The organism is Rhodococcus sp. ACPA4, assembly GCF_002300185.1.
Lineage (GTDB): Bacteria > Actinomycetota > Actinomycetes > Mycobacteriales > Mycobacteriaceae > Rhodococcus_F > Rhodococcus_F globerula.
In genome coordinates this window covers 106,240-127,344 of the sequence record NZ_NSDY01000003.1, presented here as the reverse complement: position 1 = coordinate 127,344, position 21,105 = coordinate 106,240, and the positions used below count along the sequence as shown (strand labels likewise).

Here is a 21,105-nt window from a genome sequence, read left to right as displayed (position 1 = left end):
GTGATTGCGGCGCTGGCCGAAACGGCGAGGCGCTTCGGCGGCACCGTCCGCGCCGCAGTGCGGAACAGATCTGGCTTCGGCGCGGCTGGGCGACGACGAATCAGCGCCAACCTGACATTGACCGAGGATCATGTTCTGGTCGCGGATACATCAGCGGCTATGCAACCAGCGGTCCGATCCCGGTCTGCGCTTTCTTCGACACTACCCGTCGGTTGTCGACGTTCTGCGGCCAAGACAGGCCGTCGGCGCTGACCTAGCTGACTGGTGCGTTCTGTGCCAGGGCAGGGATGGAAGCAGAGTCGCATGTTGGACGGGGCGCCCTGTGACGGGTGTTCTGGCCGCAGTCGCCCAGTGTCCGAACTGTGCAGGTGGTATCCGTATATCGAATCGGGTGGCAGTATGGAATCTGAGTAGTTGCCCGTGAGGTGAGTGCCGTGTCGCATTATGAAGAGCGCCACGCAGGCGATAGATCGGCATGATCGATGCCTGGTGACGATCCGTTCGCTACTCAGCGCGGTGTACCCCCATCGGTGACATCGGAGCTGGATGCCGTTGGGTTCACCGATGCGACCGAGATCGGGCGCGGCGGCTTCGGCGTCGTGTACCGCTGCACCGAGACGACCCTGGACCGCACCGTGGCCGTGAAGGTGCTCACCGCCGACCTCGACGAGGAGAATCGGACGCGCTTCGTCCGGGAACAGCGGGCGATGGGCCGGCTCACCGGCCATCCCAACATCGTGAACGTGCTGCAGGTCGGCACCACCGCGAGCGGCCATCCCTACATCGTGATGCCGTATCACGCGCAGCGATCGCTCGATGTGCGCATCCGCGAGCAGGGCCCATTGTCACTCGAGCAGACGCTGCAACTCGGCGTGAAGCTGGCCGGCGCGGTGGAGTCCGCGCACCGGCTCGCGATCCTGCATCGCGACATCAAGCCGGCGAACGTCATCCTCACAGATTACGGCGAGTCGGCGCTGTCCGACTTCGGCATCGCCCACATCCCCGACGGATTCGAGACCTCCACCGGCACGTTCACCGCCACCCCGGCCTTCACCGCGCCCGAGATCCTGGGCGGTGGCCCGCCCAGTGCCGCCGCGGACGTCTACGCCCTCGGTGCGACGGTGTTCTGCGCCCTCACCGGCCACGCGGCCTTCGAACGCCGGAGCGGCGAGCAGGTCGTCGCGCAGTTCGTGCGTATCACCTCGGAGCCCGTTCCGGACCTGCGTGAACTCGACATCCCCGATGACGTGGCCGCCGCCATCGAGCGCGCCATGTCCGCGAATCCGGGCGCCCGCCCCACGGCCGCACAGCTTGGGGACGTCCTGCGTGAGATCCAGTTCCGCCACGGTCTTCCGGTTGACGAGATGGCACTGCTGTCCGCAGCCGTTCCGAAGGGCGGCGATCGGCGTCCGTCGACGAGTGGCGGGCCCGCGCCGACCGGGCCGTCGACTCGGGGCCGGAAGGGAAACCTGCCCGCGGAGCTGACGAGTTTCGTCAATCGCCGCAGCGAACTGACCGAGGCGAAAGAGATGCTGTCGACCTCTCGCTTGGTGATGCTCACCGGAATCGGTGGCGTCGGGAAGACCCGGCTCGCACTGCGGATCGCGACGAGCGTCCGGCGGGCCTTCCGCGACGGGGTTTGGCTTGTCGAATTGGCCGACCTCCGCGACGAGTCGCTGGTGGTCGGGGTGGTGGCGTCCGCTCTCGGGCTGAAGTCCTTCTCTCACGAGCCGCTGCAGACGGTCCTCGCGGAATTCCTCGAGCCGCGCCAGATTCTGCTGGTGCTCGACAACTGTGAGCAGGTGATCGACACGGTCGCGGAACTGGCCGAGACGCTGCTCAGGTACTGCCCCGAGCTGCGCATCGTGGCCACCAGTCGAGAACCCCTCGGCATCGGCGGGGAAGTGACGCTGCGAGTTCCGCCGCTCAGCGCGCCCGCTCCTGGCCGTCAGCTCGACCTGGCAGCTCTGCCCAGCTACCACGCGGTCACCTTGTTCACCGAACGTGCTGCCGCTGTCGTTCCGGGATTCGCGCTCACCGAGGACAACATGGCCGATGTGGCCGGGATCTGCCACCGGCTCGAGGGGTTGCCGCTGCCGATCGAGCTAGCGGCGGGGCGGTTGGCGGCGCTGTCACCTGACCAGATCCTGCAACGGCTCACCGACCGCTTCGCGCTCCTGACCCGCGGCGGGCGCACCGCCCCGACGCGGCAGCAGGCCCTCCGGCTGTCCGTCGACTGGAGTCACGAGTTGTGTACGCCCCAGGAGCAACAGCTGTGGGCTCGCCTGTCCGTGTTCGCGGGCAGCTTCGAGCTCACGGCGGTAGAACAGGTCTGCGGCGCCGACCTGTCGCCAGAGATGCTGCTCGATCTGGTCGCGTCGCTGGTGGAGAAGTCGATTCTGATCCATGAGGGATCTGCCACGGCGGGGCGGTACGGGCTCCTGGACACCATCCGCGAGTACGGTCTCGAAAAGCTGGCGGAGTCCGGCGAGTACAAGCAGATGCGGCGACGCCACCTAGATTGGTACGAGCGCCTGGCGCTGCGGGCGGAAGCCGACTGGATAGGGCCCCGCCAGCTGGATTGGATCGCTCGTCTGGAACTGGATCAGCAGAACTTTCGTGAGGCGTTGGATGCCTGCATGGCGGAGCCTAGTGACGTGGTGGTCGGTCTGCGCATTGCGGCCGCGCTGTACCCGTTCTGGCTTACCAGCGGAAAGCTCAGCGAGGGCGTCCGCTGGACCGAACGACTCCTGACCGTTGAGGGCGTTGCTCGCGGGACGGAGTGGGTGCGGGCCGTGAGCCTCGGCGCGGTGTTCAGGGGGTTTCGGGGCGACATCGCGACCGGCGCCGAATGGATCGGCTGGGCGCGCGCGGCATCAGCGGCACTCGACGATCCCAACGCCGCCGCGACGGCACTATATGCAGCCGGCAATGTGGCGCTAAGCTCCAATGACATATGCACCGCGGCAACATGTTTCGACGAGGCGCTCGATGCCTGCCCTCCCCACGAGAATCTCCTGCGGGTCGCCACGTTGGCTGGCGCCGAGGTGGCCAGCGGACTACTCGGGCAATCAGCGAAGGCAGCCGACTACCTCGCTCGGGTGCTGGACATCACCGAGCCGCGCGGCGAGATCGTGTTCCGGGCGTGGGCCGTGCGGGCACTCGGGTTGACGGTGTGGGAGACCGATCCACAGCGCGCGATTGCGCTGATAGAGCAGGCATTGCGACTACTGCGGTCCGTCGGTGACTCATTCAGTGCCGCGCCTTGTATTGAGTACCTGGCCTGGATCGCCGCGGCCGACGAGAACTACGCGAGGTCCGCGGTGTTGCTGGGCTACGCGCAGGCTATGCGACAGACGGGAGGCCTGCCGAGAATCGTCCTCCCGAGCTTGCGTGCACAGCACGACGAGTGCGAGAGACGGACCCGCCGGGCACTCGGGCCGAAGGCGTATGACGCGAGCTACCGGAGGGCTGCGTCCGCCACTTTCGAGGAGGCCGCCGCGTACGCTCTGGACGATTCCGCCGAATTACCCGAGCCATCTCGGCCACGGGGCGCCACGGGCAAGACCGCGACCACCCTGACCCGACGTGAGCTACAAGTCGCCGAGCTCGTCGCCGAGGGTCTGACCAACAGCGCCATCGCCGCCAAGCTCGTGATCTCACCACGGACCGCCCAGGGACACGTCGAGCACATTCTCGCCAAGCTGGGATTCACCTCACGGACCCAGATCGCCGCCTGGATGGTCGAATACAACCGGGGCTGACCACGGTCGGCGTGAACCACGGAGCGCGGGTGCGGCCACCGGGTGAGTTAGTGTCCACGGGCGCGCTCGTCCTACACTAATCTCGCCCAATTTGGCGGTGTTGGTGAACGATCGGACTCGATCGGACCGCCCTCGGGTCGTGTCCCCTGGGGGTAGCGGTGTTGGCTGTCGAGTGCGTCCAACAGGATGTGCTCGCGCCTGGCCTGCGGGAGTGACCGGTGCGCTCGCTCAGCGCGCGGTGACAGTTGGTCGCGGTATGCACTGCGGTGTGGGTGTCCGTCCCGCCGGCTTCTCCGCTGGGTATTTCGTGGATGGAGGTAGGGCCATCGAGGACGCCGAGAGTTAATTGTCTGCAATCCGGAAGCCGGGCTGAGTCGGCGTGGCAGCAGCGCAAGCTGGCGCGGCGCTCGGAGCAAGTCGGCCCGACTAACGCGCGCAATTCCACTATTGCGGCAGACTTCCGCGGTCCCCGACGATGCGAAGTGCGAATTCTCCATAATGCTTCGCGAGATCGATATCGCGGAGATCTCCACTATGCCGGAACCATGACTTGGCGTTGTTACCCATTTCTACGACGACAAACGTTGCAACTCGGGGAACCTCGGTAGCAAATCGGCCCTGTTCACAGCCGTTCTCAATGATCTCCATGATGCGGCTCGTGTATCGCCGTCGCTTTTCGATGATCACCCTCTGGTTAGTCTCCTCCAGGCAGTAGATTTCTGTACCGCATACCGTCACATCGTGGGGGTGGCGCAGGAATTGCAGGACGATTGACTCGGTCGCCTTGAATAATTGCTCGCTCACATCGTCGACACCCGCAAGCGCACGGTTCATGGCGATCAGGCCACGATCCATCGTTGTGTTCATAATCTCCACGAGAGCGTCTTGCTTGGATTCTAAGTGGTTATACAAATTCGGCGCGGACACCCCTACCGCGCCAGCGATGTCCTTCATTGATGTTCCGCGGTATCCGCGGGTGGCGAAAAGCGTCGACGCGGCGTCGATTACAGCCGGTCTCGTCAAGGTTCTTGACCGTGTCATGGGTTCCAGCATAGCATGATAAATTAACGTTCATTAATTTAGCACGTTCCGGGCTCGCGACCCCCTGGGTGGGGCGAGCATGGCAGATCCCTCAGGTTCATCTCCGCCATCGCCTAACCGCGGCGGCGCGTATGGGCTTCGATCGGTGGGCGGTCTTCAGCCCGGATCGGGTTACGTGCGTCGGATCGACTGCCTGTGTCTGGATTATCGCCTTCATCGAAACCTGCTGAGGGAGAAGGGGTCTAGACGGGTTGGCTGATCACGGGTACCCTAATGGCAGTTAGTCTTCGTTAACTCAATCCCTACGGGCTCGAAGATCGGCCGGTTTCAAGCTGGCCACCACAGTAGATCCCGACCGGGCTACCCATGACTGCTGCAGGTGTACTCTGCCCTTAAATTTATGAACGTTAATTAATAAACTCGTCCCGCTGGATCGCTCGATCGGGGGCGGTTCAACAGCCTCAGACATGCGGCACCAACCCGAGGAGACATGACGTCATGGCATCGCTAGCACCCCCGATCGGCACCGCCGCAGACCGCAATAGTGACGCCTTCGCAAGCATCGTCGAGCATCACACCCAACATCTCAAGGAGCTGCGCGCGGTATTAGCCCGTGCCGCCCGGGGTGGGTCCGACAAAGCTCGCTCACGGCATACCGACCGCGGCAAACTGCCCCCGCGTGACCGATCATTGAATCCGAGCACCCCACGGCCGGACGTCTGCGGCAGGCACGATTGGCGGCCCGCTTCCTGCGCACGGTTCCAGATGCGCCCAAGGCGGCGCCTCTGCTCGGTCAGCACAACACCGAGATCCTCGCGGAAATCGGTTACAGCAACGACGAAATCGCTTCGCTCGCTGCGGAAAAAATCATTGGAACTGAGCAGGACGCCGTTGCCGGCGTCTCTGCCTGAGAGGAAGTGCTAGACAATGTCAACTGTTTTGGTTGTTGGTGCCGACAAGGGCATCGCTCACGCGATCACCCGCCAGCTGCACGATCGCGGCGATAACGTCATCGCGGCATGCTTGTTCGACGGCGCCGATCTTGCCGCCGACGGAATCGCAGTCGAGCCGTACGTCGATGTCACCTCGCAGGAGTCGGTCGAAGCACTCGCTGCGCGGCTGTCCGACGCGGGTGCCAAGCTGGACGCGGTGTTCCATGTCGCCGGTGTGATGTGGCTTGATGAGGTCGGGTCGCTCGACTACGACCTGATTCGCAGGCAAATCGAGATCAACACCCTCGGTCCGCTGCGGACGATCGAGGCGGTGCGACCGTTGCTCAACAAGGGCGCGAAGGTCAGCATCGTCACCAGCCGAGTCGGATCCCTGGGCGACAACACATCTGGCGGCATGTATAGCTACCGGATCTCTAAGGCCGCAGCCAACATGGTCGGGCTGAATCTGCATCACGACCTGTCCAAGGACGGAGTCAGCGTGCTGTTGCTCCACCCGGCAATGGTTGCGACGGACCTGAGCAAGGACTTCCCCGGCGAGCACACCTACATCACCCCGGAGCAGTCAGCTGCCGGCCTGATCAAGAACATCGACAACCTCACGCCCGAGAACTCGGGCCGGTTCCAGCACATGGACGGCACCTTCCTCGAGTGGTGAGACTCGGTTGAGGATCGCCCAGCAGTACGACATCTGACCGTCCGTAATCGACTCTTCTGGAGCACTGTTCGATGATTGACCTCTACTACTACACGAGCCCGAATGTGCGAAAGGTTCTGATCGCACTCGAAGAGCTTTCGCTTGAATACCAGATCATCTGGACCGAACTCAAGGACGGGGACCATTTCACGCCCGAGTATCTTCGGATCAACCCGAACGGCAAGGTCCCGGCGATTGTGGACCATGACGGCCCCGGAGGCGAGCCAATCGCGCTCTTCGAGACAGGGGCGATTCTGCAGTATCTCGCTGAAAAGACCGGCCGGCTGCTGCCCGCCGACCCCCGCGGCCGCCAGGAAGCGTTGTGTTGGCTGTTCTGGCAAGTAGCGAACCATGGACCTATGGCAGGTCAAGCCGCCCACTTCGTCTCGCACGCCCCGAAGCACGGTATCGACAACCCTTACGCGAGAAGCCGATACGTCGGTGAGGTGGCACGCCTGTACAAAGTTCTCGATGATCATCTCCGGGATCGGGACTATCTCGCCGGCGAGTACTCGATTGCCGACATTGCAACCTACCCCTGGGCGAGGGTTGCCGGTGGGCATGGAATTACGGGATCGGACTATCCGAATATGAAGGCATGGTCGGACCGAATCGCAGCGCGCCCGGCCGCGAAGGTCAAGATCTCCGACCCACGTGAAGAGCTGGCGCGGAAGAACATCTACAACGCAGAGCAGTTCCGACTCCTGTTCCGACCCGAAGGACCCCCGGCATGAGCGGGAACAGAAGTTCGAAGAAGCTAGACGGCAAGGTGGCATTCATCACGGGTGCCGCTAGGGGGCAGGGCCGCAGTCATGCAGTTACGTTGGCGAAGCACGGTGCGAACATCATTGCCGTCGACATTTGCGCAGATATCCCGACGAACCGGTATCCGTTGGCCTCGCTGGAGGACCTGGAGGAGACGGCACGGTTGGTGGAGCAGGAGGGGCAGAGGGCAGTGACGGCGGTCGCCGACGTGCGCGAGGCCGCGCAGCTACGTACAGCCCTCGAAAGAGGAGTGGACGAGCTCGGTCACCTGGATATCGTGGTGGCCAACGCCGGAATCTGCCCAATGGGCGCGAGTGTTGCGCGGCGCGCGTTCCTCGATGCAGTCGACGTCAACCTCGTAGGTGTCATCAACACCGTTTCGGCCGCATACCCGTACCTGTCGGCGGGGGCGTCGATTATTACGATCGGGTCGATCGCGGGTCTGGTACGAAAGGGAGGGACGGACAATCCCGCGAGAGGCGCCGGCGGCCCAGGGTACTCCCACGCGAAACAGGGCGTGGCCCGCTTCACTCACGATCTGGCACTGCAGCTTGCGCCTGATTCGATCCGGGCAAATGTGGTGCATCCGACCAATTGCGCTACTGACATGCTGTACAGCCAACCGATATACGAGGCGTTCCGTCCGGATCTCGAGTCGCCGACCAGGGCTGAAGCCGAACAGGCCTTCCCCGCGACGCACCCCATGCCAACCGGATGGGTCGAGCCGCGCGATATCAGTGCTGCAGTCCTGTTTCTGGCCTCGGAAGAGTCCCGCTATGTCACCGGACTTCAGCTCAAAGTAGACGCCGGAGCCACCCTGTCTCTCACGGCGCCGTTCACCGCCCTGTAGGGATAGTCATCTTCTTGGAGTTTCTCTCGGTAGACGGAACGACCTGTGATGCGACAGATCGCGCCGCACCGTCAGCTCCAACGTGTTCACCGAAAGGCATTCCAGGAAAAGGGTTCGCAGCGTTGTCCAGTCGGGACACTGGGCGACACGGGCTGCGTCCGAGGAAGGGCCAAGGGCTCGAACTCCCGTGCGTGAACGCAGCCAGTTCTCGCGGTGTCGCGCCGGGCAGAGTTGATCGAGCTGGAAACGGCTGAGACTGGGTCGATCCAACCCTTGGCGGGAAGCGGCCAAATCTGCAGATCGATCACGCTGTTGGGGGATGCGGCCAAGTGGGTGATGGTCGAGCTTCCATATGAGAGTGCGGCGGAACCGCATTTCGTGAATGCGGTATCGCGGAGGGTCATTCGCAGGTGTCGCTAGTGATCGGCAGAGCGGACTTGCCCCTCGAGGGCCTGCAATCCGCCACGAACTCAATTAGGCAAGGTCCTCAAACATCAATTGCGTCAGACACATAAGGAATGACATGTCCAGGATAACGAAGCAGATTCTCGCCGATCTCCGGGAGGAAACCGCCGAGCTTGAGTCGATGATCGAGGGTGCCGACGATGCGTCCTGGATGACACAGACGCCGGCTGAAGGGTGGACAGTTCAAGACCAACTGAACCATCTCGCCTATTTCGACGACGCAACCACACTTGCCATGCGTAACCCCACCGAGTTCTCACAGCTAGCTGACAGCCTGATGGCGAGTGCGCAGGATTTCCCAGGTGAAATCGCTGAGCAGCAGCGGGGTTTACCCGTCGAGGCGACGCGCGATTGGCTCCACCGAGCGCGACAGAACCTCCTCACTGTCTTTGACGCCACCGAGGACACTCGACGAGTGCCGTGGTTCGGCGTGTCTATGAGCCTCGCATCGTCAATTACGGCGCGGCTCATGGAAACCTGGGCACATGGGCAGGACATAGCCGATGCGCTGGCAATCGAGCGACAGCCAACCGCTAGGGTTCGACATATTTGCCACCTCGGCGTGCAAACGAGAGCATTCAGCTATGCGCTGCGCGGCATGGAGGCGCCCACGGAGCCAGTCGGTGTTGTGTTGACCGCGCCTGACGGAGACGAATGGCGGTGGGGACCAGAGTGCGGCCAGAATAGTGTTTCCGGTTCGGCGTGGGACTTTGCTCTTGTTGTCACCCAGCGCCGCAATATCGCGGACACAGGCCTCGTCGTCACCGGCCATGTGGCAGGTGAGTGGATGTCCATCGCGCAGGCATTCGCTGGTGTTCCGGGATTGGGTCGAGCGCCGATGGGGGCAGTCCCGTTTGTCTTGCTGTCGCCGTAAGTCTTTCCCTGATCAAACGCCAAAGCAGCGTACGGGGTATAGAACGGCTCAACTTTGTCGCCGTACGTCGTTTCAACACGTTTCCCACCGCTGCGAGCATTCCGACGGGAACGCTGGGATCGGCGTCGGAAGTTGTTTCCCACGCCCCCGGGGTCATCACCGCAAGGACGTCGATGCAGCCCAGGGGAGTCGGTGATGCGAGTGAGGGAACCGTGAGCTCTAAAGGTTCGGCTCCGAGCATGGACATGGCGAGCCCGAGCGCTAGTGTGCGGCGACTGGAATCGGTCTTTTGTACGTCGGTAACCGAAAGGTCCTTGTGGAGTAGGCAAGTGGGTACCTCATCTGCCGGATTGACGACGCTTACCTGGCAGATGAGGAGGAGTCCGACTCTGCTGGGGGACGATTTTGCGTTCAGTGTCGACGGCAGTTGGCACTGATGGCAAAGTCGCTGTGGATAACTTCGCCGGTTGGCTTGTGAAGGACAGGCAATGTGTTGAGGAGGATGGGTCGATACCTCTGCGGCGCTTCATCGGTCATGGAGCGGTGACTCCAGAGGTGTTCGATGGTGTGGAAGATGGTGATCGGCACTCTTGCCGGTTCGGATGAGTTGGCCGCCGCGGACATCATTGTTTATGAAGTACTCGCATGGTGATGTCTGCAGTGAAGATTCGGAGGATCAGTCATGACAGACTCGAACCACCAGGCGCTGCTCATGTCACTGACGTGCGGATTAATGCAGCGCGGACCAAGTTGATCATCGACAAGAAGTTGAAGAGGACGTCGAAGCCCCAAATCGAGAGATGGGCTCAGCTCAAAACTAGTGGTGAGCGGCGCGGCGCCTCACCTCCAGCATCGAACTTGTGAGCGCGGCACGCCAGCGGGCGATTCGCACCCCGAACGATGCGCTTCCCCCGTCCACCGCTGGTGAGAGAGACAGCCAGCAAGCGGCCCTTGTGCGGCAAGCCCCATACTCGTGAGGTTAGCGGTACAGCCAGGCGCCGGTAATGCGAGATCTAAACCCTGAGCATGGACAGGCCCCGCTGGAGCGGGGGGTCGCAACCGGCGAGGCCTGACGCCTCTCCAGTGGAGATGTATGCTCAACTCTCGCTGAAGGGGCGCATAGAAAGTAGCGGCCAGCAACTCGGCCTCGCCATTTACGTACCAGTAATCACGAATCCCTTGGCTTCGCAATGAGATTGGGGCTTTTGCGATGTCGGATCCGAAAAACAGGTGCCTACGTAGGTACTTTGGCCCATGTATATCGCATTTTCCACTGGCAGGTTCAGAACGTACCTACACAAGTGATCGAAGGTGACGGCAATGACTACTGTCAGAGATCAATTGGACACTTGCCAGTTCCTGCTGAACCGTGCCCGGCTCGCCGAGGACGACAACGCAATCCGGAGACTCTCGGAGCGTCGAGACATGTTGGTTAAGCAGCTGGCCAGCATCAGCGCCCACCTCCGCGTTGTGTAGGTGCAGTGGCCGGGTTGGCACTGTTGCGGCTCGGCTACCTTGCGGCTTTCCATCTGCGAAAGCCACGAGCCCCGACCTCATGCCTGAGATCGGGGCTCGTTGTCGTCCGCGCTGAGCACACAGCACAGCGACCCACTATCCGCGCCGAGATCCACTCCCCTCATAGCGGATCCCTGCATGTCCACGGTAAGACTCGGTGAGAAGCAGATGCAGGTTTTGACGAGATTTCTTCAAGTGGGTGACCAAAATCCAAGCCTGTCTAGGGACGGACGATATTCGTCGCAGCAGGGGAAGAGCTCACCGACGCAGGAGGTGGACGTGTCGCGCCGGTGAGCCGTACGCACCGAGTCGGCCGATGCGCAGCTGTGGGGCCCACCTCCGGCGAGTTACAGCCGGTAGGCGGGCCGTGGGCGACGGACCCCACGCCCGAGAAGATCCACCGTCGCGCAAGGAACGTAGCCGAAAACTGGTGAATGTAAACATGTTCAGCGCCGGCCGAATATGGTTGAGGTGCGGGCAGTCAGCCGCCTTTGATGATGTAGCTCGCGAGGGCAAGTCCTCCCCCGAGGAAAACGCTCACTGCCAGGATCATGGCCTGCGCCGACAACGAATCCGCCTGCGGTACATGCGGCGACCGTGATAATTGCGGTGTCGATCTTGCTTCGACGTTCTTGGGGCATGGCTGCTTTCGTGGCAACTCCGTTCTGTCCATCCCCCTGGAATGGACAGAACGGATATCGGGGCCTTGTCGGGCCGACTTTGCGGGCAGTCCGACAAGGCCTACACGTTCCCCGGACCGAAGCACATCGGTCCACGAAGCTCGTGCTCGAAAAGAATAAGCCGGTCGGTATTTATTGCTTAGGGTCTAAGGTCCCCGTTCCATGCCGAGTCGACGCGCGGGCAGGTTAATGCGGCGAACGGTCCTGGGGAGTGATGCCTGTCAGGCTCCGGCTGGGGGATGGACGGCCGAGTGGGACTCGCCGGCCAGTGTGTGATCAGCAGATCGGCGAGTCCTGGGCGCACCGAGAACCGAGGCGGAAAGCGGTGCGCCAGTCTTGTGCCCCGCCAACGATCTGGGGGATGTCACGCCGGCGGGGCGGCTCGTCACGCGACTGGCTCAGCAGTCTGCGAGAGCAAAAACACGATATACGGCACTGAGTGCCGAATGCCAGTCTTCGTCAGGTAACAGACACTTGAACGCTGAACTATCCCCAATTGATTCATAGTCCTCGGGGGATCACTCGCGGCACGTTGTCGATACTGCCCGCAATTTGCTGTCCCGACAATCCCATAACCCCGTGGGAAAAGGACGCACACGAACAAGAGTGGCTTCAGCATCTGGGTCGCGAACAGATCGATGCGCGGAGCTATACGAGCAATGAGGAAGCTGCGAGATGAGAGCGCTCCGAGTGTATCCGTCTGTGATTCGACAGTGGACGTCAATGGTGCGAGTTCCGTCGTCCCCGGAGGTGTTGCGACGGGTCGCCATATTGTTCGATGCACCGATACAAGAAGTGCTGATTGCGTCGGGGTACATGACCGAGGAAGAGAGCCTTCCGATGGATGCGGTGGCGATGTCCCTTCGCCGATTGTCCACCGATCAGATTCTCGACGGACTTCGCCGGCGGGCAAGCCAAGATAGTGGCGGGTCACCGATTCCGGTGCGCGTCGACGGCGTAATTCACCAACACTGACTGCCATCGGCCGGGGTTAACGGTTCAGGCGACGTGCGCGGCAGTCCATGAAGGGAATAAATGCCTCACCCGAGTTACGAGTGACCGCATCACGGGTGAGGCGTGCATCGACGTTGGAGGGTCGGACGCAGACTGGACTTTACCGAACGAATGTTGCCCAGAAAGGTGATCCTCCTGGCCGGTCGTCAGTACCGGCCAGGCGAGTCGTGCGCGCCAACCCTGGGGAGACGGCGCGCAGAATGTAGCGGCCCGCTGACTTCTGCGTGGCAGCGTGATGGCGGGCAGGGTGCACTCCGATCTCGGATTCGAAATGCAGAGAGAAACTTTACCGAAGCACGCCCGGCGTTGGGTGACGCCTCAAACCTTCTCGGGGCGGCTTTCGCTGTTCACTCGTTGCAGTGCTGCCGCACCCGACATCCGTGGCTGTTGCCGGCTGAAATGAAACGTCGGGTAATGCGGGCATCGGGCATAGTCGGTAAATGGTCGGAAAGATTCTTGTTTTCGGCGCCTGGATGTAGGCAAACAGCTGGGCAGTGGCATCTTGGGATACTTCGCTACGCGCGCCCTCATTACCAGTAGTTCTGTCGTGAGTGTGTGATGGATGGTGCGCGCGAGTGGGTGTGGTCGGTGGAGGATCCGTGAATGAACGAAAAGAACGGCCGAACCAATAGCGCGACGGGTGTTGGCTCTCGGGTCAAGGTCACTGCGCCTGGCCCCGGCAGCGGCGGCGTGGCATGTACCGGTGTGGTGGTTGAGGATTACGCGGACATGGTGATCGATTCGGAGTCGGTGGGTCGGGATTGGGCTCCGGTACATCGGTGGGCTATCGCCTTGGATGACGGAAGGCTGATTTTTGCCGATGACGAGGATCTTGCGGCCGCCGACTGACGGATTGCTCGGGCTCATGCGGGCGTTCTCGTCGAGAGTTGCTCCCGCAGCTGTCGCATGATCTTGGCGCGAGTGTGAGCGTGAGCAATGTGTGAATCTCGCTCGTACGCTTCGTGTCGACGCGCTGCTTGTTCGGCCAGTCGAGCCCGATCATTGTCGCGGGCACGTTCGGCCGGGGAAGGCTGTGACCAGTCGATGTGTGCCAGTCGCCAGCGCAGGAACGCAATCGGTCGTGTGAATTGTGTAGGCCAGACCCAGCCCCGAGATTGGGTGTCTCTGGTGAGTTCACGGGCAATATCACGGCCCGTCCATCGGGTGGTGTCGATGCCAGCTTGGTCGAGCACGTCGCAGATCTGGCCGACATGCTTGATCGTTTTCAGCGCTGGAATGTGAGAAATCAGCTGAGCGGCGGTGCGTTGCAACTCGATTGGGTGCGGCGTGGATCTTTGTGAGTTCTTCGGCTTGCCCGCTCGCGTGTGCGCGTGCGTTGGTGAGAACTTCAAAACAAGAGATGGAAGAACAAATCCCCCAGAGGGGGATAGGGGGCCACGGCCGCCGGGTTGTGGAGAAGTTCGAGAGGTTGTGCGGGCGCGGTGTGCAGCGACGCAAAGTGTTGCGCGAGAGCGCTTTCTGGACCTCTTGAAGGGCGCGGTGATAGTTGTGACAGCGACGCGGGGCGAGATCAGTGCCCAGACGGACGCTGCACGGAACTGCCTGTGCCCGTGGTGTGCTTCTGCGGCCATGGATTCAATTTTTTGAAGGTAGCGGCCGCGGACGAGTTCTGTGGCGACTCCGAGGCCTGTGAGGACTCGTCTGGCGCGTTTAACGGCGCTAACGCTGACTCCGGCGCGGGTGGCGATGGTGCGGCGGGAGGCGGTGATTGAGCGGCCGGTTTTACTTTCGGCGTAGTGGGCGTGGGTGACGGCGACAGCGAATACGGTTTCGGTGCTGACGGTGTGAGATTTGCAGAGTTGGGCGCCGGTGGGGGAGTTGAGGAGTGTGCGGACTTGGTGTTGCCATTGGGTGCGGCTGGTCCAGATGGGGGTCCGGGCATGTTGGCCATCTTTGATGGGGAGGGCCCAGGAATTGCCGCGTTGGTTGCTTGTTGCGTTGAGTGTTTCTATGCGGGCAACGTTTTCGGTGGCTTGACGTACCACGCGGTCCCATTCGTCATCAGTCGGTAGCGCAGGTATGGGCGTTGCCGGCCGACTGTCGAGGGCGTGGACCGATCCGGTGGGGTCGTGTTGTGAAAGTGTTGGCGCTGATTCAGGGCGTGCGATACCCTGAGACGTATTACCTGTCATCAGGTAAGTCCCTTCATGTGAGTGAAGAAAATTGCAGTACCGAAGGCGGAGCAGATATTTCGTCTTCAGTCAGTGGTGGCGAGAGCCCGGCCAGGCTCTGTGTTGATTCGGCGAATCGTTACGGACCCCCGCAAGGGGGTTTCGTCGTCTCTGCGAGCACTGCGTGTATTGAGTTGGATATCAAGGCTTTTCAACGTTTGATGCTTGGTGGTGGGTGACATCTTTCGTTAGGTGTAGGGCCGAGTTCGGTGATGCGGGCGCGGCGGGACGAGGCACGTCGTGGTGAAGGCGAGACGGCCTCAAAGTTCAGGTATTGGATGCGCAGGCGTGCGAGGTGTCAGAAATGCGCGGTGCGCAGCGAAAGCACCGCGCCTGCAACACCTGCCAGTCCCAGTACTCCAGAGAGAATTAGCGCCATCACTGTCGATCCACCCTCACCGGGATGTGGAGATCGAGCAGGTCACGCAGCGCGATCGCAACCTCGTGAATCTGATCGACCGAGGCAGTCTCCGCGTCGGTGGCCACGAGATCAGCGACGTCGAGGAGGCTCTCACGCATACCAACGGACAGTCTCCGAGGTCCCGCGAGCGCATCGACAGTCTCTCGGACAATCGTTTCAGCGAGCTGACGTACTTCTGCGGACTCGGACGCGGTGGGGCAGTCGATCCCGATTTCATCGAGGATGGAGCGAGCGGCGGTACTGATCATGGATTCAACCAACGGTGATGTGTACGTCGATGTTGTCATGATGCAACTTCCAGTCGTACAGGTGTTTTCGGGGATTCGACGGGTACGGGGTGTGCCGCGCGTGAAATCGCAGCGATGATGATTGTGCGGGCCGTGTCGGGGTGTTGAGAGGTGATGACGGCGGTGAACGCTGCAGTGACAGCTTCGACGCCGGAGACGTCTGCTCCCTGGCAGTGGTCGAGTCCGTCGGTGAGCAATTCGAGGACCGCGGTCAGTACTTCCCAATGGCCGGTGTTGTTGGGTGAGTGCAGGGCGAGCATCTCAGCGGTGGGTTGTTGCTCGGCTGCCCAGAGTTGGCGCAGGTTCAATGGATGTATCGCGTTGGCGGTCAGTCGGCACAACTGGGCTACTGGTGCGCAGATGTGGTCGAGTCCGTCAACGACCGCCGTCATTCCCCAGTGCGGGTGGGTGAGGAGATCCGCCATCCACGACCATCGCTGGGACGGTAGACCTGTTGAGGCTGGGGACGGAAGTGCCCCCGTGCTCAGGTCGAGGATGATTTCGGAGAGAGGTCGGTTTCGGTCTACGAGGTTGACGAGCAGTGGATCGGTACTCATGTCGAAGTGTCCTATCGGGTGGCGTCGAACAAAGCCGGCGGCCTAATCGCGCAAGGGCTACTGAATTCGAGGCAAGAGAGCAGGAATGGTGCGGGGATCGCCGTGGGGGACGGGGCGACTGTCAACGGTCCGTGAGCGTCGATGAGGTCGCGAGCATGCAGGACCGCTCGTGAGTCGACGTCGATCAAGCCGTGCACGTCTGGAGAATCGCCCGGGTGGGCGCTGGTGCGGACGAAGGACTGGCGGCTGCGGAGTCGTCCAGCGACTTCCACGAGGACCCACGCCCGGTGATAGCGATCCAGAACCGGTAAGTGCCCTTTCATGTCCGCAAGAACTCCGTACACCGTCCATGCTGACTCGAAGGTGTGCAGAACCAGTACGGATGGCACATCGCATGCCGGACTGTCGATGAGAGAGGTCGTTGTTTGATCGACCAACCCCACCTGAATCCTCACGCCGCGCTGCCGCGTCGGGAACTACGCTGACCGTCGACGCGCCGATAGTACGAACGCAACGCTGCGTCCGAGGTGAGTGGACGGCCACGATGGCTGAACGCAACACCCGCCCACACCATCGACTGCGGCGGCGTCCCCGCATCGACCATGGCGGACAACTCCTGCCGGCACTCCGCCAAACGCAGACAGCGGAAACACTCCGCTCGCGCATCCAACCCAGCACGGTACGAACCCTCATCGAGATCCCACGACTGCGGATCAATCGCACACGCCAACACCGTTGGCGGTGGAACCGCGGAACTCACGCCGCCGCCGTCGATGTCGAACGCGGGCGAGACGCTCTCGTCAACGACTCATACAGCTCTAACCGATCTCGATCGACGACTTTGCCGTGATTGTCGTACGCGTTGGCCGCCAGAATCATTCGTCGAGGGCCAGCCCCGCACTCGATCGCAGAATTCATATCCGCGCGGCACTGCGCCAGCAGAGGACACGCCTCACACGTGGTGATCGCGCGGCGCCACTCGCTCGCGCTGCGGCCGTCCATCTCCCACGACCGCGCCCTCCCCGAGCACAAACCCTTACCCTGCTCGGCACCGACAACCGGAACCACGCCCCGAACCTCCAGCTCCCTCCGGACAGCCCGCAACGTCGGGCACACGTCACACTCGGCGGTGAACACGAACCCACAGCGAGCGCACCTGCCCACGCGATCCTCATGATGAACACCCGCGATCCGAAGAAGATCGATCGTCGCGTAATGAAACAACTGAACGCGGTGGGAGCGACCGCCGTCCCGGCGGGACAACTCACGCAACGCAACAGCAGCATCCGGGCACAACGGAGTGCGCTCCGAAACCGTGAAACCGCAAGCATCGCAACGGCCGTCGATCGAAACATGCTGCGCCGCGACCCGACGAAACGCGAGAGTCGAAAGCTGTGGCGCAAACAGGGCACCAGATCTGCCGCTGACACCTGGACGGTCAACTAAGATAGACATCGCAGAATCCTTTCTGCATAGGAAGAAATGCTGGACGGGCTGTACCCCGTTTGGTCTCGTCCCTCGGTCGTTGGCGCGACCGGGGGACGTCTTTGTTTTGTGGATGGCTCTGGGCTAGGGCGGCCGCTCGAACAACTGGTATGTCCGTCCCGGCTGTTCTAGCAATCGCCATCTAAAACCATTCATCTAAAAATAGTCTCAGATGCGTATCGTAACGAGGAGGCGGCACAGTGTCTACTGATGAAAACAAGATTGGTAGGGCTTCGCCTGTGAGTCGACGAGTGATGCGGGGGTTCTCCCCTGAAAACCTTGTAGCTGCGCGCCGCTCCATGGGTATTTCGCGAGCCGAGCTCGCACGGCGTGCTGGAATCGGCGAGACCACGATCAGGCGTTGGGAGAAGGCCGACTCGTCTCCTCAGGTAGATCTTTTGGCAACTGTTGTCGTCGAGCTTGGTCTCGAAATCTCCGACGTTGTGCAGGTGCCCAAAGATGAGAGGTTTCCCGGGGACTGGCGAGTCCTCAAGGGTCTGACTCAACCGCAACTTGGTGGTCAGGCGGGTGTAAGGACGCCCATCGTCGGCGGTGTCGAGCGCGGCGAAATATCTCTGTCCGATGTCGTGGCAGAGAGGCTGGCTCGAACTCTCGGCATCTCGGTCGAGGAGCTTCGCGCTTCGCATTTCAGGGCCCGTAATCGAGACCCTGAGACCCCAGCCTGAGACGATTCTTCGAGACATATGCAGTTCTTTGGCGACCTCCGCTATCAGGGCGCGGTTTGTGGATCGTGGTGTGGGCTTGCTGAACTCGGTGTTGCCAACCATTGCTCCCTCTCGCGGTCGAGGTCAGCCTAAAACCCGAAACTTACTATTGCAAGTTGCATTAGATACGGTCCGCTTGGGAAGATCGGAGAAACGTTGGATGACCTGTGGCGACAGCGCCTCGCTTCTTGAAGGGAAAGGACGGATCGATGAGCACCTTTGCTGAACGGCTCCGGCACCTCTTCGACACCGTCCATCCCAAGGACAGAGGCCCGTACACCCAAACCGAAGTTGTAGATATGATCCGGTTTGGTGGCGGCAAGATGACGACTGGTTACATGTCCCAACTTTTGAGCGGCAAACGTCAATCGCCAGGAATTGAGACGGTGCGCGATATATGTGGGGTGTTCCACGTACCGCTGGACTACTTTGGCGACGAAGAGACCTATGAAGAGGTCAAGGAACAGATCGCTTGGATTCAAGATTTACGGGAATCCGAGAATCAGCAGGTCGCGGCGCGCTCATACAACCCCTTCCGCCGGATGATCCGTCGTGACGAGGAATCGTCCTAAGCGATCAACGAGTACGTGATGCCTGTCGCCACAGCTCCGGCGATCGCCCCGACGATCACCTGACCCTTGGTGTGGTCACCGAGATGCACGCGGGACCAACCGATTAGTGGAGTGAAAACAAGTGCGACAAGCCACCACGGTGAAAGCGCAAGGGCCAAAACGACTGTCACGCCAGCCGAGACCCCGGTATGAATACTGACCTTCCAGTGGAAAACACTCGTGATCACTGCGGCCACGACGAGTGCGATCAGTCCTGCCGACATGAAAGCGATCATCTCGATCGGTGCGTGCGCCAGGATTTGGATGATCAGCCCACCCAACGCCACGGTGAGTAGAACGACGATCAGAGCGTGACGTTCACTGATTTTGGTGACGTGATGATCACCGATTGTGGATTTCCGCATACCGAACAAAATGACACTCATCGGAACGACACCGGTACAAACAGCGACGAAGATTCCCCATCCGGGGGCGCCGATCGCAAGACCGATCACCAGCGATGTCGCTATGTTGATAACCCACGGGGCGCCAACTTCAGTCAAGATTCGGGCGGCTCGGTCGATGGGGCGTTTGCTACTGAGATCGGGTGTTTCTGTCATTGCTTGGACGCCAATCTTTGCTTGCTTTCACGGGTGTACGCATCCCCAAGGATGCACGCCCACTGAACGTCAGTGGTGCCGGGCCGGGGCCTGAGATCCGCAGAGCCGAGGCCATCAGGGATGCGACCGGTGATCAACCATCGAGCGATCGCAGCCACGGTGCTTTCTTGCGCTTGTGGCCCTTCTTGGGGAAGGTCGCGATGCCTGGCTTCCAGGCTGAGTGCATCGAGGAGCTCGGCAGCCCGATCTGCGACACGATCAGCCGCACTACTGCCTCTTTCTGATTTCCGCTGGGCGCCAGGCCAGCGGTCTATCAGTTCGCTATGGAGTTCGGAGAACATTTTCTGTTCGGATCGCGCCGCGAGGAAACTGTCGATCAAGGCCGAAAGCACTCCTGCTGCAATGAATGACACCCCGACTATCGCCAAGACTCTAGAGATTGCGAACGGTGTTGGAGTTGGATCGATCCAGCCATAGCGCGTGGCAAATAGGTAGCCGATTCTGAGTGCTGCGTACGTGGTTAACGCGACGGCACCTGGACAGATGATGATCAATCCGCGGCCAGTGACCGTTCGTCGGTCGGCCTGCCTGATAGTAACGATTGTCACGAGGAGGCACAGCAAGAATGGATATGTCATTCCCAACATCAGACCTTCCGCGTATCCGGGTAGGAAGGCGTACTCGTTGTCGAAGGTTTGGTTATCGGGATTCGAAGCCGGCCAAGGCGTTTTGAAGAAGAAGTAGAACGACAAAATCGCAGTGAACAACGAGAGAGATATGTGAATCCAGAGGATCTTCTTGGGATTCGCAGAGCTCGTCACATTCGTGAATATGATCGCTGTTCCTACACAAATCCCACAGACCAGAAGCATCTTTATGGTGCCGGGCATGCTCGCGCCAAAAGTTTGCCGCACGAACTGCTCAACGGGTTTCATGTTGAGAGCCATATGGATTGACATACAGATCAGTACGACAATGGATCCGGCAAGTGTCAATGACCGTGAGAACCACCAGCGTTGAACCCTCGTCGCAGCGGTCACCGCCAATAGTGCCGCTGCAATACCCGCAATCATCCGAGCGCCTCGTCCAAGCGCGATCGAATTGCAGGGTTACCCGAACCTCTCGTGTCTTGAAGTCTCCGAAGAAGCAAACTTCCGAACGCTTCCGCATCGGCTTCCTCAACGGAATACGTGTCGGTGCAGTCACGACGAAGCATCAGCGTCGCGAGGTCATGAGCCGACGCCGGAAGAAAATCAGTGGCCAAATCGATTGCAGGTCGGCCGAAATGTCCCAAGGCAATATGACCCAACTCATGCGCAATTGTTCGATCACGGGCATGAACCCATGCAGCGCAAGAGACTTCGTCATGGTCCGGACGGCGAACCCACTGGCCGAACACGCCCGGGGGCAGTTTCGCGTCGTGGAGAACGATGAGTGGTCGACCGCGCTCGCGGGAGAGCGCCTTGGCCATACCGTCCAGAGAGCGTGCTTCATCGCCGACTGCGATTCGAAACATGCGCTCGACGGCACGCGCCACCGTCTTCTCTGCCACTATGCGGCACCTCCTGACCTTGTGTCCCCAACGGCACCGACGAATACCGTAATCGGTTGGCAGCTGTTCACCCAAACCAGTTGGTAGTGGTTTGGATGAG

Annotated in this window: 20 protein-coding genes; 12 read left to right on the top strand and 8 right to left on the bottom strand. The window is 61.1% G+C overall.

Going from position 1 to position 21,105, the window contains the following annotated elements:
* The first annotated feature begins 530 nt into the window (after positions 1–530).
* Positions 531–3,764: a protein kinase domain-containing protein gene (locus tag CJ178_RS30705; protein WP_306453225.1), complete on the top strand. Its 3,234-nt coding sequence runs from the start codon at positions 531–533 to the stop codon at positions 3,762–3,764.
* Positions 3,765–4,208: 444 nt separating this feature from the next.
* On the opposite strand, the gene CJ178_RS30700 is transcribed toward CJ178_RS30705, so the two are convergent.
* Positions 4,209–4,805: a TetR/AcrR family transcriptional regulator gene (locus CJ178_RS30700; protein ID WP_179300888.1), complete on the bottom strand. Its 597-nt coding sequence runs from the start codon at positions 4,803–4,805 to the stop codon at positions 4,209–4,211.
* Between the two features lie 734 nt (positions 4,806–5,539).
* Here CJ178_RS30700 and CJ178_RS32570 point away from each other — a divergent pair.
* The 8 genes from CJ178_RS32570 (at position 5,540) to CJ178_RS30660 (ending at position 13,464) form a co-directional block, all read left to right on the top strand.
* Complete coding sequence (locus tag CJ178_RS32570; protein WP_179300887.1) at positions 5,540–5,716, top strand: hypothetical protein; 177 nt, start codon at positions 5,540–5,542, stop codon at positions 5,714–5,716.
* Between the two features lie 16 nt (positions 5,717–5,732).
* Entirely contained in the window at positions 5,733–6,413 is a 681-nt protein-coding gene (gene isoH, locus CJ178_RS30695; protein ID WP_095888844.1) for a 1-hydroxy-2-glutathionyl-2-methyl-3-butene dehydrogenase, read from the top strand.
* Between the two features lie 71 nt (positions 6,414–6,484).
* The gene (locus CJ178_RS30690; protein WP_095888843.1) at positions 6,485–7,186 is read left to right on the top strand and encodes a glutathione S-transferase family protein; all 702 of its coding nucleotides are present in this window, start codon (positions 6,485–6,487) and stop codon (positions 7,184–7,186) included.
* A complete protein-coding gene (locus CJ178_RS30685; RefSeq protein ID WP_095888842.1) occupies positions 7,183–8,067 on the top strand; it encodes a mycofactocin-coupled SDR family oxidoreductase in 885 nt (294 codons plus the stop codon). Before CJ178_RS30690 ends, CJ178_RS30685 begins: the two co-directional genes overlap by 4 nt.
* 523 nt (positions 8,068–8,590) lie before the next feature.
* Positions 8,591–9,406 carry a TIGR03084 family metal-binding protein gene (locus CJ178_RS30675; protein WP_095888840.1) on the top strand — a complete coding sequence of 272 codons (816 nt, stop codon included), beginning with the start codon at positions 8,591–8,593 and terminating at the stop codon, positions 9,404–9,406.
* A 1,320-nt stretch (positions 9,407–10,726) separates the two neighbouring features.
* Complete coding sequence (locus CJ178_RS32985) at positions 10,727–10,882, top strand: hypothetical protein (protein ID WP_179300886.1); 156 nt, start codon at positions 10,727–10,729, stop codon at positions 10,880–10,882.
* A gap of 1,442 nt (positions 10,883–12,324) precedes the next feature.
* Positions 12,325–12,576 carry a hypothetical protein gene (locus CJ178_RS30665; protein ID WP_257013599.1) on the top strand — a complete coding sequence of 84 codons (252 nt, stop codon included), beginning with the start codon at positions 12,325–12,327 and terminating at the stop codon, positions 12,574–12,576.
* Between the two features lie 642 nt (positions 12,577–13,218).
* A complete protein-coding gene (locus CJ178_RS30660; RefSeq protein ID WP_095888839.1) occupies positions 13,219–13,464 on the top strand; it encodes a hypothetical protein in 246 nt (81 codons plus the stop codon).
* 1,721 nt (positions 13,465–15,185) lie between these two features.
* On the opposite strand, the gene CJ178_RS30645 is transcribed toward CJ178_RS30660, so the two are convergent.
* The 4 genes from CJ178_RS30645 to CJ178_RS30630 form a co-directional block, all read right to left on the bottom strand.
* Positions 15,186–15,515, bottom strand: coding sequence for a hypothetical protein (locus CJ178_RS30645; protein WP_095888836.1), 330 nt, complete (start codon positions 15,513–15,515; stop codon positions 15,186–15,188).
* Positions 15,512–16,072: a hypothetical protein gene (locus CJ178_RS30640; RefSeq protein ID WP_095888835.1), complete on the bottom strand. Its 561-nt coding sequence runs from the start codon at positions 16,070–16,072 to the stop codon at positions 15,512–15,514. The genes CJ178_RS30645 and CJ178_RS30640 overlap by 4 nt, the downstream gene beginning before the upstream one ends.
* Positions 16,073–16,083: 11 nt before the next feature.
* On the bottom strand, positions 16,084–16,395 hold the full coding sequence (locus CJ178_RS30635) for a hypothetical protein (RefSeq protein WP_143547568.1): 312 nt from the start codon (positions 16,393–16,395) through the stop codon (positions 16,084–16,086).
* Positions 16,396–16,523: 128 nt separating this feature from the next.
* On the bottom strand, positions 16,524–16,832 hold the full coding sequence (locus tag CJ178_RS30630) for a hypothetical protein (RefSeq protein ID WP_095888833.1): 309 nt from the start codon (positions 16,830–16,832) through the stop codon (positions 16,524–16,526).
* Between the two features lie 86 nt (positions 16,833–16,918).
* Between CJ178_RS30630 and CJ178_RS32565 the strand changes: the two genes are divergently transcribed.
* The 3 genes from CJ178_RS32565 to CJ178_RS30610 all read left to right on the top strand — a co-directional run bounded on the left by CJ178_RS32565 (position 16,919) and on the right by CJ178_RS30610 (position 18,854).
* Positions 16,919–17,518, top strand: a complete 600-nt coding sequence (locus CJ178_RS32565; protein ID WP_143547567.1) for a hypothetical protein — start codon at positions 16,919–16,921, stop codon at positions 17,516–17,518.
* A 293-nt stretch (positions 17,519–17,811) separates the two neighbouring features.
* Complete coding sequence (locus CJ178_RS30615) at positions 17,812–18,243, top strand: helix-turn-helix domain-containing protein (protein ID WP_095889107.1); 432 nt, start codon at positions 17,812–17,814, stop codon at positions 18,241–18,243.
* 248 nt (positions 18,244–18,491) lie between these two features.
* Positions 18,492–18,854, top strand: a complete 363-nt coding sequence (locus CJ178_RS30610) for a helix-turn-helix domain-containing protein (protein WP_095889106.1) — start codon at positions 18,492–18,494, stop codon at positions 18,852–18,854.
* Here CJ178_RS30610 and CJ178_RS30605 read toward each other — a convergent pair.
* The 3 genes from CJ178_RS30605 to CJ178_RS30595 are packed head-to-tail and all read right to left on the bottom strand — an operon-like array spanning position 18,851 to position 21,005.
* Complete coding sequence (locus CJ178_RS30605) at positions 18,851–19,453, bottom strand: hypothetical protein (protein WP_095888830.1); 603 nt, start codon at positions 19,451–19,453, stop codon at positions 18,851–18,853. The two genes, CJ178_RS30610 and CJ178_RS30605, sit on opposite strands and share 4 nt — an antisense overlap.
* Positions 19,450–20,526, bottom strand: coding sequence for a hypothetical protein (locus tag CJ178_RS30600; RefSeq protein ID WP_095888829.1), 1,077 nt, complete (start codon positions 20,524–20,526; stop codon positions 19,450–19,452). The genes CJ178_RS30605 and CJ178_RS30600 overlap by 4 nt, the downstream gene beginning before the upstream one ends.
* The gene (locus tag CJ178_RS30595) at positions 20,523–21,005 is read right to left on the bottom strand and encodes a hypothetical protein (RefSeq protein ID WP_095888828.1); all 483 of its coding nucleotides are present in this window, start codon (positions 21,003–21,005) and stop codon (positions 20,523–20,525) included. Before CJ178_RS30595 ends, CJ178_RS30600 begins: the two co-directional genes overlap by 4 nt.
* Positions 21,006–21,105 lie beyond the last annotated feature (100 nt).

Coding starts and splice junctions, on each gene's coding strand:
- CJ178_RS30700 (WP_179300888.1), bottom strand. CDS start 4,805: ATGACACGGTCAAGAACCTTGACGAGACCGGCTGTAATCGACGCCGCG.
- isoH (WP_095888844.1), top strand. CDS start 5,733: ATGTCAACTGTTTTGGTTGTTGGTGCCGACAAGGGCATCGCTCACGCG.
- CJ178_RS30690 (WP_095888843.1), top strand. CDS start 6,485: ATGATTGACCTCTACTACTACACGAGCCCGAATGTGCGAAAGGTTCTG.
- CJ178_RS30685 (WP_095888842.1), top strand. CDS start 7,183: ATGAGCGGGAACAGAAGTTCGAAGAAGCTAGACGGCAAGGTGGCATTC.
- CJ178_RS30675 (WP_095888840.1), top strand. CDS start 8,591: ATGTCCAGGATAACGAAGCAGATTCTCGCCGATCTCCGGGAGGAAACC.
- CJ178_RS32985 (WP_179300886.1), top strand. CDS start 10,727: ATGACTACTGTCAGAGATCAATTGGACACTTGCCAGTTCCTGCTGAAC.
- CJ178_RS30665 (WP_257013599.1), top strand. CDS start 12,325: ATGGTGCGAGTTCCGTCGTCCCCGGAGGTGTTGCGACGGGTCGCCATA.
- CJ178_RS30660 (WP_095888839.1), top strand. CDS start 13,219: ATGAACGAAAAGAACGGCCGAACCAATAGCGCGACGGGTGTTGGCTCT.
- CJ178_RS30645 (WP_095888836.1), bottom strand. CDS start 15,515: ATGACAACATCGACGTACACATCACCGTTGGTTGAATCCATGATCAGT.
- CJ178_RS30640 (WP_095888835.1), bottom strand. CDS start 16,072: ATGAGTACCGATCCACTGCTCGTCAACCTCGTAGACCGAAACCGACCT.
- CJ178_RS30635 (WP_143547568.1), bottom strand. CDS start 16,395: ATGAAAGGGCACTTACCGGTTCTGGATCGCTATCACCGGGCGTGGGTC.
- CJ178_RS30615 (WP_095889107.1), top strand. CDS start 17,812: ATGCGGGGGTTCTCCCCTGAAAACCTTGTAGCTGCGCGCCGCTCCATG.
- CJ178_RS30610 (WP_095889106.1), top strand. CDS start 18,492: ATGAGCACCTTTGCTGAACGGCTCCGGCACCTCTTCGACACCGTCCAT.
- CJ178_RS30605 (WP_095888830.1), bottom strand. CDS start 19,453: ATGACAGAAACACCCGATCTCAGTAGCAAACGCCCCATCGACCGAGCC.
- CJ178_RS30600 (WP_095888829.1), bottom strand. CDS start 20,526: ATGATTGCGGGTATTGCAGCGGCACTATTGGCGGTGACCGCTGCGACG.